General features: G+C 74.1%; 20 protein-coding genes and 6 pseudogenes. 12 read left to right on the top strand and 14 right to left on the bottom strand.

The window, feature by feature from the left end; genetic code table 11:
* Positions 1-210: 210 nt before the first annotated feature.
* The 9 genes and pseudogenes from G5V59_RS03095 to G5V59_RS03055 form a co-directional block, all read right to left on the bottom strand.
* A pseudogene (locus G5V59_RS03095) lies at positions 211-1,104 on the bottom strand (formimidoylglutamate deiminase); the annotation flags it as partial.
* On the bottom strand, positions 1,101-1,802 hold the full coding sequence (locus G5V59_RS03090) for a M20/M25/M40 family metallo-hydrolase (RefSeq protein ID WP_278255549.1): 702 nt from the start codon (positions 1,800-1,802) through the stop codon (positions 1,101-1,103). The pseudogene G5V59_RS03095 and the gene G5V59_RS03090, both read right to left, overlap by 4 nt.
* Positions 1,799-2,170, bottom strand: a complete 372-nt coding sequence (locus G5V59_RS03085; protein WP_278255548.1) for a M28 family peptidase — start codon at positions 2,168-2,170, stop codon at positions 1,799-1,801. The genes G5V59_RS03090 and G5V59_RS03085 overlap by 4 nt, the downstream gene beginning before the upstream one ends.
* Before the next feature lie 95 nt (positions 2,171-2,265).
* Complete coding sequence (locus G5V59_RS03080) at positions 2,266-2,370, bottom strand: hypothetical protein (RefSeq protein ID WP_278255547.1); 105 nt, start codon at positions 2,368-2,370, stop codon at positions 2,266-2,268.
* 106 nt (positions 2,371-2,476) lie between these two features.
* A pseudogene (locus tag G5V59_RS03075) lies at positions 2,477-3,744 on the bottom strand (urocanate hydratase); the annotation flags it as partial.
* A gap of 102 nt (positions 3,745-3,846) precedes the next feature.
* Positions 3,847-4,584, bottom strand: coding sequence for an aromatic amino acid lyase (locus G5V59_RS03070; RefSeq protein ID WP_278259606.1), 738 nt, complete (start codon positions 4,582-4,584; stop codon positions 3,847-3,849).
* A gap of 34 nt (positions 4,585-4,618) precedes the next feature.
* Positions 4,619-4,876 (bottom strand): annotated as a pseudogene (locus G5V59_RS03065) (aromatic amino acid lyase); the annotation flags it as partial.
* Between the two features lie 26 nt (positions 4,877-4,902).
* Positions 4,903-5,091 carry an aromatic amino acid lyase gene (locus G5V59_RS03060; RefSeq protein WP_278255546.1) on the bottom strand — a complete coding sequence of 63 codons (189 nt, stop codon included), beginning with the start codon at positions 5,089-5,091 and terminating at the stop codon, positions 4,903-4,905.
* Between the two features lie 116 nt (positions 5,092-5,207).
* The gene (locus G5V59_RS03055; RefSeq protein ID WP_278259605.1) at positions 5,208-5,486 is read right to left on the bottom strand and encodes an aromatic amino acid lyase; all 279 of its coding nucleotides are present in this window, start codon (positions 5,484-5,486) and stop codon (positions 5,208-5,210) included.
* A gap of 90 nt (positions 5,487-5,576) precedes the next feature.
* On the opposite strand from G5V59_RS03055, the pseudogene G5V59_RS35550 reads away from it, so the two are divergent.
* The 3 genes and pseudogenes from G5V59_RS35550 to G5V59_RS03045 all read left to right on the top strand — a co-directional run.
* Positions 5,577-5,708, top strand: a pseudogene (locus G5V59_RS35550) (helix-turn-helix domain-containing protein); the annotation flags it as partial.
* Positions 5,709-6,043: 335 nt separating this feature from the next.
* On the top strand, positions 6,044-6,331 hold the full coding sequence (locus G5V59_RS03050) for an IclR family transcriptional regulator C-terminal domain-containing protein (protein ID WP_341351122.1): 288 nt from the start codon (positions 6,044-6,046) through the stop codon (positions 6,329-6,331).
* Positions 6,332-6,443: 112 nt separating this feature from the next.
* Complete coding sequence (locus G5V59_RS03045; protein WP_278255545.1) at positions 6,444-7,244, top strand: hypothetical protein; 801 nt, start codon at positions 6,444-6,446, stop codon at positions 7,242-7,244.
* Between the two features lie 56 nt (positions 7,245-7,300).
* On the opposite strand, the gene G5V59_RS03040 is transcribed toward G5V59_RS03045, so the two are convergent.
* Genes G5V59_RS03040 through G5V59_RS03030 form a run of 3 tightly spaced genes read right to left on the bottom strand, consistent with a single transcriptional unit; the run spans position 7,301 to position 8,663 of the window.
* Positions 7,301-7,639 (bottom strand): hypothetical protein, encoded by a 339-nt coding sequence (locus tag G5V59_RS03040; RefSeq protein ID WP_278255544.1) that lies wholly within the window; start codon positions 7,637-7,639, stop codon positions 7,301-7,303.
* Positions 7,618-8,346, bottom strand: coding sequence for a hypothetical protein (locus G5V59_RS03035; protein ID WP_278255543.1), 729 nt, complete (start codon positions 8,344-8,346; stop codon positions 7,618-7,620). The genes G5V59_RS03040 and G5V59_RS03035 overlap by 22 nt, the downstream gene beginning before the upstream one ends.
* An 11-nt stretch (positions 8,347-8,357) precedes the next feature.
* Positions 8,358-8,663: a hypothetical protein gene (locus tag G5V59_RS03030; protein WP_278255542.1), complete on the bottom strand. Its 306-nt coding sequence runs from the start codon at positions 8,661-8,663 to the stop codon at positions 8,358-8,360.
* Between the two features lie 102 nt (positions 8,664-8,765).
* On the opposite strand from G5V59_RS03030, the pseudogene pncB reads away from it, so the two are divergent.
* The 9 genes and pseudogenes from pncB to G5V59_RS02985 all read left to right on the top strand — a co-directional run.
* Positions 8,766-9,680, top strand: a pseudogene (gene pncB, locus G5V59_RS03025) (nicotinate phosphoribosyltransferase); the annotation flags it as partial.
* Positions 9,681-10,350: 670 nt separating this feature from the next.
* Positions 10,351-10,614 (top strand): isochorismatase family protein, encoded by a 264-nt coding sequence (locus G5V59_RS03020; protein WP_278259603.1) that lies wholly within the window; start codon positions 10,351-10,353, stop codon positions 10,612-10,614.
* A pseudogene (locus G5V59_RS03015) lies at positions 10,611-10,931 on the top strand (NUDIX domain-containing protein); the annotation flags it as partial. The gene G5V59_RS03020 and the pseudogene G5V59_RS03015, both read left to right, overlap by 4 nt.
* Positions 10,900-11,316, top strand: a complete 417-nt coding sequence (locus tag G5V59_RS03010) for a hypothetical protein (RefSeq protein ID WP_341351121.1) — start codon at positions 10,900-10,902, stop codon at positions 11,314-11,316. The pseudogene G5V59_RS03015 and the gene G5V59_RS03010, both read left to right, overlap by 32 nt.
* A 199-nt stretch (positions 11,317-11,515) precedes the next feature.
* Positions 11,516-11,773, top strand: a complete 258-nt coding sequence (locus tag G5V59_RS03005; RefSeq protein WP_278255541.1) for a hypothetical protein — start codon at positions 11,516-11,518, stop codon at positions 11,771-11,773.
* 123 nt (positions 11,774-11,896) lie between these two features.
* Positions 11,897-12,274 carry an SRPBCC domain-containing protein gene (locus G5V59_RS03000; RefSeq protein ID WP_278255540.1) on the top strand — a complete coding sequence of 126 codons (378 nt, stop codon included), beginning with the start codon at positions 11,897-11,899 and terminating at the stop codon, positions 12,272-12,274.
* Entirely contained in the window at positions 12,271-12,834 is a 564-nt protein-coding gene (locus G5V59_RS02995) for a TIGR03086 family metal-binding protein (RefSeq protein WP_278255539.1), read from the top strand. Before G5V59_RS03000 ends, G5V59_RS02995 begins: the two co-directional genes overlap by 4 nt.
* A 511-nt stretch (positions 12,835-13,345) precedes the next feature.
* Complete coding sequence (locus G5V59_RS02990; protein WP_341351120.1) at positions 13,346-14,122, top strand: MFS transporter; 777 nt, start codon at positions 13,346-13,348, stop codon at positions 14,120-14,122.
* The gene (locus tag G5V59_RS02985; protein WP_278255538.1) at positions 14,119-14,589 is read left to right on the top strand and encodes an MFS transporter; all 471 of its coding nucleotides are present in this window, start codon (positions 14,119-14,121) and stop codon (positions 14,587-14,589) included. Before G5V59_RS02990 ends, G5V59_RS02985 begins: the two co-directional genes overlap by 4 nt.
* Here the strand turns inward: G5V59_RS02985 and G5V59_RS02980 are convergent.
* On the bottom strand, positions 14,586-14,870 hold the full coding sequence (locus tag G5V59_RS02980; RefSeq protein ID WP_278255537.1) for a hypothetical protein: 285 nt from the start codon (positions 14,868-14,870) through the stop codon (positions 14,586-14,588). The genes G5V59_RS02985 and G5V59_RS02980 overlap by 4 nt on opposite strands.
* Positions 14,867-15,361, bottom strand: a complete 495-nt coding sequence (locus tag G5V59_RS02975; RefSeq protein WP_278255536.1) for a hypothetical protein — start codon at positions 15,359-15,361, stop codon at positions 14,867-14,869. The genes G5V59_RS02980 and G5V59_RS02975 overlap by 4 nt, the downstream gene beginning before the upstream one ends.
* Positions 15,362-15,458 lie beyond the last annotated feature (97 nt).

The raw sequence follows: 15,458 nt of genomic DNA, 5'->3' as shown, positions 1-15,458 counted from the left end.
GCGGTGCGCGGGGAGTGCAGGTCGACGGTGACCAGGTCCGCCGGCTCCCCCACCGCGATCCGTCCGGTGGTGCGGGACAGCAGGTCGGCGGCACCGAAGCGGCCGCGCTCGATGGAGGCCAGGCGCTCGTCCATCTCCACGGCCCGCAGGCTCCTCGAACGGGTCCACGACCGCCTGGCTGTCGCTGCCGATGCTCAGCCGCACCCCGGCGTCGGCCAGGGCACGAGCCGGGCCGATGCCGTCGCCGAGGTCGCGCTCGGTGGTCGGGCAGAGACTGACCTCGCAGTCACTTCCGGCGAGGAGCGCGATGTCGGCGTCCGTCAGGTGGGTCGCGTGGACGGCCGTGGTGAGCGGGCCGAGGGCACCGGCGTCGGCGAGCAGCGCCACCGGGGAGAGCCCGTACGCCGCCACGCAGGCCTCGTTCTCGGCCGGCTGCTCGGACACGTGCACGTGCAGCGGCCGGCCCCGGGTCGCGGCCACCACGGTGGGCATCTGCTCGCGCGGGACCGCGCGCACGGAGTGGATCGCCCCGCCCACCCGGTCGTGCGCGATCGCGGCCACCCGCTCGGCCCAGCGGTCCGCGTCGCCGTCGCCGAAGCGGCGCTGCACCGGGCCCAGCGGCTCGCCGATCCCGCCGGCGAGGTAGCAGGTGTCGACCAGCGTGAGCCGGATGCCGGTGGTCTCCGCGGCGGCGACGAGGGCATGTCCGAGCGCGTTCGGGTCGTCGTACGGCGTGCCGTCGGGCTGGTGGTGCACGTAGTGGAACTCGCTCACCGACGTGTAGCCCGCGGCCAGCATCTCGGCGTACGTCGCCCGGGCGAGCTCGAAGTAGGAGTCCGGGTCGAGGCGGGCCGCCACGGCGTACATCTGCTCGCGCCAGGTCCAGAAGGTGCCGCTCCCCCGCTGCGTGCGCCCGCGCAGGGCGCGGTGGAAGGCGTGGCTGTGCGTGTTCGCGAACCCGGGCAGGGTCAGCCCACGCAACGGCGTGGCCGTGCGGGTGGCGTCCGGCTCGACGGCGGTGAAGACGCCGTCCTCGATCTCGACCCGCACCGTCTCGCGGACCGCGCCGTCGACCCAGGCCCGCTGCAGCAGCCAGGCGGTCATGCGACCAGCCCGGCGAGGGCGTCCGCCAGTGCCTCGACACCGGCGAGACAGTCCTCGACGGACGCGGTCTCGGCCGGAGAGTGGGAGACCCCGCTGGGGTTGCGGACGAAGAGCATCGCGCTCGGGATGCCGGCGGCCTGCAGAATGCCGGCGTCGTGGCCCGCCTGCGTCGGCAGCACCGGCAGTCCCGGACCGACCCGCTCGCGCAGCGCGGTGTCGAAGGCGACGGCGCCGCTGACCGACTCGGGAGTCACCTCCACGCTGGTGCCGTCGCGCCCGGCCCGGTCGGCGGCCTGCTTCTCGATCGCCGCGACCAGCACCGTGAGCGCCTCGTCGGACTCGGCACGGGCGTCCAGCCAGGCGGTGACGTGGGAGGGCACCGCGTTGGTGCCGTTGGGCCGCACGTCGATCCGGCCGAAGGTCGCCCGCTGCCCGGCGAGCCGGGCCTGCTTGTTGGCCGCCAGCGCGGTCATCGCAAAGGTCAGCATCGGGTCGGCGCGGTCCTCCATCCGGGTGGTGCCGGCGTGGTCGGCCCGCCCCGCGATGTCGTAGCGGTAGCGCCCGTGCGGCCAGATCCCGCTGTGCACCCCGACGGGCGCGTCCCGGTCGACGAGCCCACGACCCTGCTCCACGTGCAGGCTCGACGTAGGCCTCGACCCCGTCGAGCAGGGTGGACGAGCCGCCCTCGACCACGTCACCGAGGCGTACGCCGTCGCGGTCGGTCAGGCTCGCGCGCGTCGGCCCATGAGGCCGCGCCCACGGCGAGCCGGGAGCCGAGGCAGGCGCGGCCGAAGCGGGAGCCCTCCTCCTCCACGAAGGCGGCGACGCCGAGCCGCCGCGTGGGCGTCACGCCCCGGGCGACCAGCCGGTCCACGGCGGCGAAGGACGAGACCACGCCGAGCGGGCCGTCGTAGGCCCCGCCGTCCAGGACGGAGTCGAGGTGCGAGCCGGTCAGCACCCGCCCCGGCAGGTCGGCGGGCCCCCACCAGGCGACCAGGTTGCCGAAGGCGTCCTCCTCGACGTCCAGGCCGCGCTCGTCGGCGGCCGAGCGGAACCAGGCGCGCAACTCCGAACTCGGCGGGCAGCCAGGGCTGGCGGAAGTAGCCGCCGGAGGCTGCGGAGCGACCGATGGGTGCGAGGTCGGCCCACATCCGCTCGAAGTCAGTCATGCACCGAGTCCCGCTGCATCGGGATGGTGACACCGCGCTCGGCGGCGACCTCGACCGCGCGGTCGTAGCCCGCGTCGACGTGGCGGATGACGCCCATGCCCGGGTCGTTGGTCAGCACGCGCTCGATCTTCGCAGCAGCCAGGCTCGGTGCCGTCGGCGACGCACACCTGGCCGGCGTGGATCGAGCGGCCCATGCCGACGCCGCCACCGTGGTGGATCGAGACCCAGGAGGCACCGGAGGCGGTGTTGACGAGGGCGTTGAGCAGCGCCCAGTCGGCGATCGCGTCGGAGCCGTCGAGCATCGCCTCGGTCTCCCGGTACGGCGAGGCGACGGACCCGCAGTCGAGGTGGTCGCGGCCGATCACGACCGGCGCCTTGAGCCGCCGTTGGCGACCATCTCGTTGAACTTGAGCCCGGCGAGGTGGCGCTCGCCGTAGCCCAGCCAGCAGATCCGGGCGGGCAGGCCCTGGAAGTGCACCCGCTCCTGGGCCATCGTGATCCACCTGCGCAGCCGCTCGTTCTCGGGAAAGAGCTCGAGGATGGCCTTGTCGGTGGCGGCGATGTCGGCCGGGTCGCCGGACAGCGCGGCCCAGCGGAACGGCCCCTTGCCCTCGCAGAAGAGCGGCCGGATGTAGGCCGGCACGAAGCCGGGGAACGCGAACGCCCGGTCGTAGCCGCCCTTGCGGGCCTCGTCCCGGATGGAGTTGCCGTAGTCGAAGACCTCGGCCCCGGCGTCCTGGAACTCCACCATCGCCCGCACGTGCGCGGCCATCGAGGCCTGCGCCTGCGTGGTGAAGCCGGCCGGGTCGGCCTCCGCGCGCTGGTGCCACTCGGCGAAGGGGACGCCGACGGGCAGGTACGACAGGGGGTCGTGCGCGGAGGTCTGGTCGGTGACCACGTCGATCGGCGCCTTCATCTGCAGCAACCGCGGGAAGACCTCGGCGGCGTTGCCGAGCAGGCCGATGGAGAGCGCGCGGCGCTCGTCACGGGCCGCGACGGCCAGACCCAGGGCGTGCTCCAGCGAGTCGGCCTGCACGTCGAGGTAGCGGTGCTCGATGCGGCGCTGGATGCGCGAGGCGTCGACGTCGACGCAGATCGCGACGCCGTCGTTCATGGTGACGGCGAGAGGCTGCGCGCCGCCCATCCCGCCGAGGCCGGCGGTGAGCGTGATCGTGCCGGCCAGCGTGCCGCCGAAGCGCTTGTCGGCGACTGCCGCGAAGGTCTCGAAGGTGCCCTGGAGGATGCCCTGGGTGCCGATGTAGATCCACGACCCGGCGGTCATCTGGCCGTACATCGTCAGACCGAGGTCCTCGAGGCGCCGGAACTCCTCCCAGTTGGCCCAGTCGCCGACCAGGTTGGAGTTGGCGATCAGGACCCGCGGCGCCCACGGGTTCGTGCGCATCACACCGACGGGCTTGCCGCTCTGCACGAGCATCGTCTCGTCGTCCTCGAGGTCGCGCAGGGTGCGCACGAGGGCGTCGTAGGCCTCCCAGTCTGCGGGCGGCCTTGCCGGTGCCGCCGTAGACGACGAGGTCCTCGGGGCGCTCGGCGTTCTCCGGGTCGAGGTTGTTCATCAGCATCCGCAGCGGCGCCTCGGTCTGCCAGGCTCTTGGCGCTCAGGCTCGGTGCCCGTGGCGGCGTGGATGGGCAGGCGGGGGTTGGTCATGCGAGTTCTCCGATCGCGGCGGTGACGGCGGCGGTGACGGCGCGGCCGGTGACGAGCCTGGTGGGCGGTGTCGATCTCGGGGGCGAGGAAGCGGTCCGTGCCCGGTCCGCCGACGCCGGCGTCGCGGAGCAGGTCCACGACGGCGCCGGTGCCCGGGCCCGGGGTCAGCGGGGCCCGCAGGTTGAGGCCGCGGGCAGCGGTCATCAGGCTCGATCGCGAGCACCCGGGACAGCCCGTCGACCGAGCGGCGCAGGCTTTGCGCGCGGCCGACCAGCCCATCGAGACGTGGTCCTCCTGCATCGCGCTGCTGGGGATCGAGTCCACGGACGCCGGAACGGCGAGCCGCTTGAGCTCGGAGACGATCGCCGCCTGGGTGTACTGCGCGATCATCAGCCCGGAGTCGACGCCCGGGTCGTCGGCGAGGAACGGCGGGAGCCCGTGGTTGCGGGACTTGTCCAGGAACCGGTCGGTGCGACGCTCGGCGATCGAGGCCACGTCGGCCGCGACGATCGCGAGGAAGTCCAGCACGTAGGCCACCGGTGCTCCGTGGAAGTTGCCGTTGGACTCCACCCGGGACTCGTCGGCGAGGACGACCGGGTTGTCCACGGCGGCGGCGAGACTCGCGCGACGCGACGCCGGCCGCATGGGAGACGGTGTCGCGAGCGGCACCGTGCACCTGCGGAGAGCAGCGCAGCGAGTAGGCGTCCTGCACGCGGTTGCAGTCGGGCCCGCGGTGCGAGGCCACGACCCCGGAGTCGCGCAGCAGCGCGGTGAGGTTGGCAGCGGAAAGCGCCTGGCCGGGGTGGGGGCGGATGGCCTGCAGGCTCCGGGGCGAACACCCGGTCCGTGCCGAGTCTGGCCCTCCACGGACATCGCGGCCGAGACGTCGGCGACACGCAGCAGGCTCCGTGAGGTCGTCGATGGCCAGCACCAGCATGCCGAGCATGCCGTCGGTGCCGTTGATCAGCGCCAGCCCCTCCTTCTCCTGCAGGCTCCACCGGCGTCAGGCCGGCCGCGGCGAGCGCGGTCGCGGCATCGGCGAGACTCGCCGTCGGCCGTGCGGACCGGGCCCTCGCCCATCAGCGCCAGGGCGCAGTGCGCGAGCGGGGCCAGGTCGCCGGAGCACCCGAGCGAGCCGTACTCGTGGACCACCGGGGTGATGCCGGCGGTGAGCAGCCCGGCGAGCAGACTCGGCCGTCGCGCGTCGTACGCCGGTGTGTCCGGTCGCCAGCGTCGAGAGCCGCAGCAGCATGAGCGCCCGGACCACCTCACGCTCGACCTCGGGACCGCTGCCGGCGGCGTGCGAGCGCACCAGCGAGCGCTGGAGCTGGGCGCGCAGGCTCGGGCGCGATGTGCCGGGTGGCGAGGGCACCGAACCCGGTCGAGACGCCGTAGTGCGGTGTCGGCGAGGCTGCGAGATCCTCGATCACCGCCCGGGCCTTGTCGATCGCGGCCAGGGCGTCCTCGCCCAGCACCACTCCGGCGCCCCTGCGGGCCACTGCCACCACGTCCTCGAACGACACCGCACCGGTGCCGACCGTCACCATCTCCATGCCTCGATTTCATCTGCGAGGGGTGGCGCGCGCCACCCCTGTGGGCGATCATCAGTCTCGAATCCGAGACACAAGGGGGAACGGATGACACAGGTCCCGGCAGCGACCCGGGCGCTGCGGGTGCTGCGCTTCCTGGCGGCGCAGCTCGAGCCGGTGGCCGTCGAGCGGATCGCGCGGGAGGCTGGACATCCCGCGCTCCACGACGTACCACCTGCTGCAGGCGATGACCGAGGAGGGATTCGTGGTGCACCTCGTCGACGAGCGTCGCTTCGGGCTGGGCGTCGCGGCCTTCGAGGTCGGCAGCGGGTACGCCCGGCAGGCACCACTGCAGCGGATCGCGCGCCGCCCGCTCGCCGCCCTGGCCGATCGCACCGGGCACAGCGCGCACCTGGCGGTGCCGCACGGGCGCGACGTGCTCTACGTCGTCGAGGAGCGCGCTCCAGGGCGGCCGCCTCTCGTGACCGATGTCGGCGTCCGGCTGCCCTCGCACCTGACCGCGAGCGGGCGCGCGATCCTCGCCCACCTGCCGGCCAACCAGGTCCGCGCGCTGTATCCCGACCGCACGGTGTTCGTCGACCGCACCGGCGTCGGCCCCAGGCTCCCCGACCGCGCTCCGCTCGGTCCTGGTCGAGACCCGTCGGCGGGGGCATGCGACCGAGGACGGCGAGGTCACCACGGGCATGGCCAGCGTCGCCGCGGCCGTGCTCGACCACAACGGCCTGCCCGTGGCCGGCGTCGCGGTGACCTTCCCGGCCGAGGAGCGGCCACCGGCCACAGCCCTCGCGGAGGCGGTCGTGGACACCGCCGCCACGCTGAGCCGCCGGCTGCACGGACGGTGACGTTCCCGGTTCCGGGCACACGTTCTCTCCGAAGCCGGTGCCACCCCGGCGCCCGGCTAGGGTCGTGGCCGGCTGTGCGGGCAGCCGGGGGCGGGATCTCAGGGGAAGCACTGTGGACGGCTACGAGCGGTACGACGAGGACGTCGCCGCCTTCTGGAACCGCGTCGGCGACGCCGGGTCCGGCCGGCTCCGCTTCGCGCTACGCCATCCCGCCGCCACCGTCGGCGGTCTGCGCGAGATCCGCCGCCTTCCGCACCTGCACTACGAGCCGGGCTCCGGACCCGGCGCCCGCGCCCTGCTCGCCACCCTGCGCCGGCGCCGGCTGACCCGCCACGACTTCGCACTCTTCGGTGCCGCCGTGCTGGCGGTCCCGGACGACCCGGCCACCCTGCTGCAGGGCCGGCGTCAGCAGACCCTCCGACGGATGCTGCGCAAGGCCGAGCAGGCCGGGCTCTCCTGTCGCGCCGTCCAGCCGCACGAGCGGGCCGCGCTGCTGAAGCGGGCCAACGCCATGGAGCGTCAGCACCGGCTCGACCGCTATCGCGTCGAGGAGCCCGACAACGACGACCTGCTGGAGCACCCGCTGTGGCGGGTCTGCGAAGTGCACGGCCGTCCCGTCCTGCTGTCGGTGACGCCGGTCGACGGCACCTGGTCCTGCCTGCGCTACTTCCGCACGCTCGGCGCGAGCGAGCACCACACGCTCGCGCGGTGGCTCTCGACGTACGACCTCGTGGGTCAGCTTGTCCGCCCGCGGCGTGCGCCACCTGCTCGACACCGAGGCGCCGGCCGTGCAGACGAACGGGGTGCGCCACTTCCAGCGGATGCTGGGCTTCCGGTACGTCGTCGTGACCCGCCCGCTGGCGCGCGGCCGGCGGCGTGGTGGAGCCGGCACGCCCGCACCTCAGTCGCGTGAGACCCGGTCCCACCACCACTCGAGCGCTGGCCCCGGGCAGGAGTAGGCCGCGGCCATCACGCGGCCCGTCTCGCGCAGGAGCGCCGGTCGCTCCGAGGGGGGCGGCCTCCTGCGCCCGCCGGGCGAGGCCGGCCCCCTCGGCCCAGGCGTCCTCGTCGGCGGGCAGCGGCAGGGCCGCGAGCCTGGCGCGCGCTGACCTTGACCGAGCCGGGCGTGAGCCCGGTGCCGAGGTAGCGGGCGGCCGCGTGCGCGACCAACGGCGGCGCCAGGGTCACCGCCAGGAGCCGCCACAGGTCGGCAGGATCGTCCGGTACGACGCTCAGCACCGGCACCGACGGCAGCCACGCACCGCTCACGTCGACGACCGCCTCGATCACCCGGCCCTGGGCGGCCACCAGCAGGCTTGGGCACCAGCCGCGCGCCGGCCCAGGCGGCGAGCCGCCCATCGGCGCGGAGCGCGTCGAGGTCGACCGCCGGTGCGTCGTAGCGCTGCCGCGCGAAGCGGGTGGGCACCCTCCCCCACCGGCACTCCGCGGGGTCGATCAGCCCGCTCGTGACCAGCGGGGCGCCGCCGGGGTCCTCGCTCACGAACGGGACCAGGCCGTAGTACTGGTCGCGGAAGTCCGCCGTGCAGGTCGCGATCGTGCCCAGCGCGCGGCCTGTCGGCAGGCGCACGGCGGGGATGCCGAAGGCCGGTGCGGCCAGGTCGCCCCACGCGTCGGGGTCGGTCGCCGGCCCACTGCCGACGCGGACGACCGGGACGCAGGTGAGCACCGGGGTGCCGGCGAAGACCGGCACCGGGGAGCACCAGAAGTCGGTGATCGTGCCGCGCTCGGCGACCGCGCGCCGCACCGCTCCGGCGTCCCGGGTCGCCAGCACCGACAGCGGCTGCACGAGCGCCACGACGCCACCGTCCTCGACCAGGTCGAGGGCGTGGTGCAGGAACACCGCACTGGTGTCGGTGTAGGCGCCGAGCCCGCGACGGGCGTCCTCCGACTGCCCGGCCGTACGACGCCGCAGGCTGGCCCAGGAACGGCGGGTTGCCCACCACCGCGGCGAACCGGCGGCCGGCCCAGGCGGTGAGCCCGTCGGCGACCACCACCTGCGCGGCGATCAGGCTCGGCGGGCACGCTCGGGTCGAGCGCGGCGAGGCGATCCCGGGCGATCCGCACCGCCTCGGCGTCGAGGTCGGAGCCGTGCACGGCCGCGACGCCGACGCGCTGCGCAGCGGCGACGAGGAAGTGCCCGGTACCGCAGGCCGGGTCGAGGACCGGCGCACCCGGGGCGAGCGCGGAGCGGTCGAGGATCCAGGAGACCAGGCTCGGGAGGGGTGTAGAACGCTCCCCGGCGGCGACGCTCGTCACGACGCGCGGCGAGTCCGCGCTCGTGGGCCTCGGCAGCCTGGTCCCCGCCCGACATGATGGAAACCGTAGGCCACGGATGTTATAGTCACTATGACTACAACTTGAGGAGTCATGATGGACCGGACCGGACTGCTGACCGACCGCTACGAGCCTGACCATGCTCGACTCGTTCGTGCGCGACGGCAGCGCCGACCGGCCCGCGGTCTTCGAGGCGTTCGCCCGGCGGCTGCCCGAGGGCCGGCGTTACGGGATGCTCGGCGGGCTGGGCCGGCTGCTCGCCGCTATCGAGGCGTTCACGTTCGACGCCGACGAGGTCGCGTGGCTGGAGGCCGAGGGCGTCGTCGGCGAGCAGACCGCCGCCTGGCTGCGGGAGTTCCGCTTCGCCGGCGACGTCGACGGCTACCGCGAGGGCGACCTCTACTTCCCCGGCAGCCCGGTCCTCACCGTCACCGGCACGCTCGGCGAGTGCCTGCTGCTGGAGACCATCGTGCTGAGCATCCTCAACCACGACACCGCCATCGCCAGCGCGGCCGCCCGGATGGTCGACGCCGCGCAGGGCCGGCCGATCATCGAGATGGGCGGGCGCCGCACGCACGAGCAGGCGGCGGTCGCGACCGCCCGGGCGGCCTACGTCGCCGGCTTCGCGACCTCCTCCAACCTGGCAGCGGGGCGGCAGTTCGGCGTACCGACCGCCGGGACCGCGGCGCACGCCTTCACCCTCGCCCACGCCACCGAGGCCGACGCCTTCCGCAGCCAGGTGGAGGCGCTGGGCGTGGGTACCACCCTGCTCGTGGACACCTACGACATCGCCCAGGGCATCCGTACGGCGGTCGAGGTCGCCGGCACCGGTCTCGGCGCGGTCCGCATCGACTCCGGCGACCTGGCCGAGGAGTCGCACAAGGCGCGGGTGCTGCTCGACTCGCTCGGCGCCACCGGCACCCGGATCGTGGTGACCAGCGACCTCGATGAGTTCGTGATCGCCGCGCTCGCCGACGCCCCCATCGACGGCTACGGCGTCGGGACCCGCGTCGCCACCGGGTCCGGGCACCCCACGGCCAGCATGGTCTACAAGGTCGGTCGCGATCGCCGACGGCGACGGCGCCCCGCTGCGCCCGGTCGCGAAGAAGTCCCAGGACAAGGCATCCGTCGGCGGGCGCAAGCGCCCCTACCGGACCTACGCCGACGACGTGCTCACCGCGGAGTTCTTCACCACCCAGGACGCCTCGCCCCCGGACCCGGACGCGCGCCCCGTGCAGGTGCCGCTGATCCGCAAGGGCGAGGTCGTGCACCGCCCGAGCCTGACCGAGGTGCGCGACTTCGCCGCCACCACCCTCGCCACCCTCCCGGCCGACGCCCGCGGCGTGGCCGCGGGAGCGTCGTACCTGACCGCCAGCCTTCGAGAGGACAGCACCAAATGACCAGAGAAGCCACCCGCGCCCTGATCGTCGTCGACGTGCAGAACGACTTCGTCGAGGGCGGATCGCTCGGTGTCACCGGAGGCCGCGCCGTCGCCGGCCGGATCACTGCCCACCTCGCGGAGCACGCGTCCGAGTACGCCGTGGTCGCCGCCTCCCGCGACTGGCACCACGCCGACGACAGCAACGGCGGGCACTTCCACGCACCCGGCGAGGACCCCGACTACGTCACCACCTGGCCGGTGCACTGCGTGCAGGGCCAGCCGGGCTCGGACTACGCGCCCGAGCCTGGAGACCGGCGCCGTGACGCACCACGTCGTCAAGGGCATGGGCGCGCCGGCCTACTCCGCCTTCGAGGGCGTCACCGACGCCGGCGAGCGGCTGGCGGACGTGCTCCGCGAGGCGGGGGTCACCGAGGTCGACGTCACCGGCATTGCCACCGACTACTGCGTGCGCGCCACCGCGCTGGACGCCCGGAGGTCGGGCTTCGCCGTCCGTCTCCTCGGCGGGCTCCACGCGGGCGTGGCACCCGATTCATCGGAGGCGGCGCTCGCCGAGCTCGCGAGCGCGGGCGTGGAGGTGACGGCATGAGCGCGGCGCACCCCCCGTTCGCGGTCGCGGTCGACCTGGCGATCTTCACCATCCGCGACGGCGCTCTTGCCGTCCTGCTCGTCGAGCGCGGCGAGGAGCCGTACGCCGGCTCGTGGGCCCTGCCCGGTGGCTTCGTCGGGCCCGAGGAGGACGCCGAGCAGGCGGCGTGGCGCGAGCCTGCGCGAGGAGACCGGCGTCGAGCGCTTTCCCGGACACCTCGAACAAGCTTGCGCACCTACTCCGCCCCCGACCGCGACCCCCGGATGCGGGTGGTCTCCGTCGCCCATGTCGCCCTCGCCCCGGACCTGCCCGAGCCGCAGGCCGGCACGGACGCCGCCGATGCGCGCTGGTGGGCGGTGGACGACCTGCTCGAGGACGCCGACGGGCCGGCGCTCGCCTTCGACCACCACCAGATCCTGGTCGACGCCCGCGAACGGGTGCGGGCGAAGGCTGGAGTACACCACGTTGGCCACCGAGTTCGTCGCCGAGCCGTTCACCCTCCCCGAGCTCCGGCGCGTCTACGCCGCCGTCTGGGGCTCCCCGCCCGACCTCGGCAACTTCCGCCGCAAGGTGCTCGGCACCGAGGGCTTCGTCGTCCCGACCGACGACCGGGGCGAGGCGACCGGCGCGGGCGGCCGTCCGGCGCTGCTCTACAAGCGCGGCCCGGCCCGCCTGGTCCAGCCGCCGATGGCCCGCGGCTGACCGGCCGCGCACCACTCCCTGTCGTCAACCAGGTGGTTGACAAAGAGCGGGCACGGGTGTTTGCTCAACCACATGGTTGACCACGACGACCGGCTCTCCCGGGTCTTCGGCGCCCTCGCCGACCCGACCCGGCGCGACATGGTGGCCCGCCTCGCGACGGGCGATGCGACGGTGAGCGAGCCTGGCAGCGCCGTACGACGTGTCGCTCCAGGCCGTCTCCAAGCACCTCAAGGTGCTCGAGGAGGCCGGGCTGGTGCGGCGCAGCAAGGACGCGCAGCGGCGGCCGGTGCACCTGGACGCGGAGGTGTTCGACCTGATGAGGAAGTGGATCGAGAGGTACCAGCGGCAGGCCGAGGAGCGCTTCGGCCGCCTCGACCAGGTCCTCGCCCGGATGCAGGGCCAGGACTCCCCCGCCACCGACACCGAGCAGCAGCGAGCCGAAGGAGCAGCAGGATGACCACGAGCACCACCCCCGAGGTCCGCATCGAGGCGGACCCGGACGTCCCCACCGTGCGGATCGTGCGCGAGTTCGACGCCCCGCGCGAGCCTGGTGTTCCGCGCGCACGTCGAGCCCGACCTCGTGAGGCAGTGGCTCGGGCCGGACTCCATCGACACCGACATCGACGTCTGGGACATCCGCACCGGCGGCGAGTACCGCTACACCGCGACCCGGGCCGGCGAGCCGGTCGCCCACTTCTACGGCGCGGTCCACCGCGTGAACGAGAACGAGAAGATCGTGCAGACCTTCGGCTTCGAGGAGATGCCGGACGCCGTCAGCCTGGACACCCTGGTCTTCACCGACCTGCCGGGTGGGCGCTCCCGCATGGAGGCTCTCTCCATCGTCTACGACTTCGAGTCCCGCGCCGGCATGCTGGCCAGCGGCATGGAGGTCGGCATCCGTGAGGGGTACGCCGCCCTGGACCGCGTGCTCGCCGGCCTCGCCGAGGCGCAGGCATGAGCCCCGCCGAGGAGCACCGCACGATCGCGGGCACCTTCACCGACCGGGTCCGCGGTGTCCGCGACTGGGACGTGCCGAGCCCGGTCCCGGACTGGCGGGCGCGGGACGTCGTGCGCCACCTGGTGGAGTGGTTCCCGGCGTTCCTCGCCGACGGCTCCGACCTGCGTCTGCCGGCGGTCCCCTCCGTCGACGACGCCCCGGTCGGCGCGTGGGAGCAGCACACGACCGCGGTGCAGGCCCTCCTCGACGACCCGGCCAACGCGGAGATCGCCTTCGCCCACCCCCGGCTGCCGCAGTCGCCGCTCCCCCAGGCGATCGCGCAGTTCTACACCGGCGACGTCTTCCTGCACACCTGGGACCTCGCCCGGGCGACCGGTCAGGACGACCGCCTCGACCCCGAGCGCTGCCAGATGATGTTCGAGGGCATGCAGCCGCTCGACGAGATGCTGCGCCAGAGCGGGCAGTACGGGCCGCGCGTGCCCGTCGCCGAGGACGCCGACGTCCAGGACCGCCTCGTCGGCTTCATCGGCCGGGACCCGGCCTGGCAGCCGTCGTCCTAGTGCGCGGCGCCCCGCCAGCCGGGGTGCGGGCAGGGCTGCCGCGGGACATCTTCGCCGCGCAGGTGCGGGTCGTGCGGTCGTCGGCTCACTGGCGCCCCCTCCACCGTTGTCGGCAGGCGCGCCTAACCTGCTGCCATGGCGTACGACGAAGGGCTGGCCCAGCGGCTGCGTGACCTCCTCGTGGACGAGCCCGCCGTGGCCGGGCACGAGGTCGGCGAGAAGAAGATGTTCGGCGGGCTGGCGTTCCTCGTCGGCGGCAACATGGCCGTCGCGGCGAGCGGCCAGGGCGGGCTGATGGTGCGCATCGACCCGGCCGAGGGCGAGGAGCCTGGTAGCCACCACGGCGGCGTACCCGATGGAGATGCGCGGGCGCTCGATGGGCGGCTGGCTGCGCGTCGACCTCGACGACCTCGCCGACGACACGGCCCTGGCGACGTGGGTGCGGCGTGGTGCGTCGTACGCCGCGAGCCTGCCGGCCAAGCCGGCCAGGTGAGGTCCTTCTGGGCGCAGACTGCCCGCCGAGGGGCGCTGGCTGCTGTCGACCGTCGCGATCCAGACCCTCGGTCGCGGCCTGACGCTGCCCTTCACGCTGATCTACCTGCACGAGGTGCGTGGCTTCGACCTCGGCCTCTCCGGCACCCTGATGGCGCTGATCGCGATCACCGGCCTGCTGGTGACCGGCCCGGGCGGCGTCCTCACCGACCGCTACGGCGCCCGCACGATCCTGCTCACCGGCATCTCCGCGATGGTGGTCGGCAACGTGGTCCTCGCCTTCGCCACCACTCCCCTGGTCGCGGCGCTGGGCCTGGTGCTGATCGGCTTCAACTTCGGGGTGTCCTGGCCGGCGTTCAACGCCCTGATCGCGGCGGTCGTCTCCGGTGACCTGCGCCAGCAGTACTTCGGCATCAACTTCGCCCTGGTCAACCTCGGCATCGGCGTGGGCGGCATCGTCGGCGGGCTCTTCGCCGACGTCGGCCGGCCGAGCACCTTCACCGGCATCTTCCTCGCCGACGCCCTCACCGGTCTCGTGCCGATGGCGCTGCTGCTCGGCCCGCTCCGGCACGTGCACGGGCGCGCGGCGGCGCCGGAGGAGGGCGCCGACAGCGAGGTCGAGCTACCTGGCGATCCTGCGCCGGCCCGCGGTGCGCTGGCTGACGGCGCTCACCTTCGTCGCGATGTTCCTCGGCTACGGCCAGCCTGGAGGCAGGCTTCCCCGGCTTCGCGCGGCAGGCCGGCGAGGTCTCCACCCGCACGATCGGGCTGGCCTTCGCGGTCAACACCGCCGTGATCGTGGTGCTCCAGTTCTCCGTCCTGTCCAAGATCAAGGGCCGGCTGCGCACCCGGGTGATGATCGTGATGGCGGCGATCTGGGCGGTCGCGTGGGGGCTGCTGGGGCTGGCCGGCGGCGTACCGGGCGGTGGGGTGGCGATCACCGCGGTGCTCGCCTTCATGGCGGTCTTCGCGCTCGGCGAGACCCTGCTGCAACCGACCGTCCCGGCGATGAGCAACGACCTCGCCGCCGACCACACGCGCGGGCGCTACAACGCGATCAACGCCGCCGCCTTCCAGGGCGGCGCGATCGCCGGGCCGGTCGTGGCGGGCTTCCTGCTCGACCACGGCCTGGGCTCGGTCTACATCGGGGTGATGGTGGTCGGCTGTGCCGCCATCGCCGGGATGGCGCTGGTGCTGGAACGGCACGTCCCGGACGCCGCCAACGGCCGGGGCGCGCAGGCCCCGGCCGAGGTGGCTCCCTAGGTCACATCGCCCCGGTGCCGGTGAAGGTCGGGAACACCGGTTCCTCGTCCCACCTGAGTCGCAGGAGCACCCGCTGCTTCCCCGTCGCGGGGTCGACGGCGACGACCCGCTGGGCGTCGGGCGCCTGGGCCAGCACGACCAGGCTCCTCGCCGCTCCACCCCAGCGGGGTGCCGGGCACGCCCGCGCCCACGTCGATCGGCACCTGCTTGCCCGAGGAGACCTCGTAGACGTCGACCAGGCCCGAGGCGAGTCTGCTGGTAGGCCACCGTGTCGCGGTCACGCCACCGGGCGATCGCGCTCACGGGGACATCGCCGGCCTTCGCGACCGAGCCGTCGTCCGCAACGGTGGCGAACTCGGCCGTGCGCGAGCCTGAAACCGTCGACGAGGACGATCCCACCGGGTGCGAGGGCGCCGAAGTGCCGCTCCCCCGTGCGGATGGTCACCTCGGCGCCGGCGACGGTGCGCATCCGCTGCGTGGCACCGTCCTGCCAGTACAGCCGGCCCTGGTCGTCGAAGCCCCACAGCCACGGGTCCTCCGCGGCGGGGCGGCGCGACAGCGGCACCGTGTCGAGGACCTCCCCGCTGGCGGTGTCCCACAGCCGCAGCGAGGCCGTGGCGCCGGTGGTCACCGGTGCGGCGACCCGGGTGCCGTCGTACGACACCTGGGCGCTCCACGCGCCGTCCAGGTAGGGCAGCGCCTCCAGCCGGTCGCCCGCCAACCGCTGCCAGGTGATCGCGTCTCCGCTGGCCTCGGCACGGGCGACGAGCACCTGCGCTCCGGCCACGACGAGTTCGGTTGCCGCGGGTCGGCAGCGTCCGGCTCCCGACGTGCAGGCTCACCGTCGAGGAGGTAGGGAACCTCCGGGC

The sequence above is a fragment of the Nocardioides convexus genome (assembly GCF_011090295.1).
The sequence above is the reverse complement of the archived record's forward strand: the minus strand, read 5'-3'. Positions and strand labels throughout refer to the sequence as shown.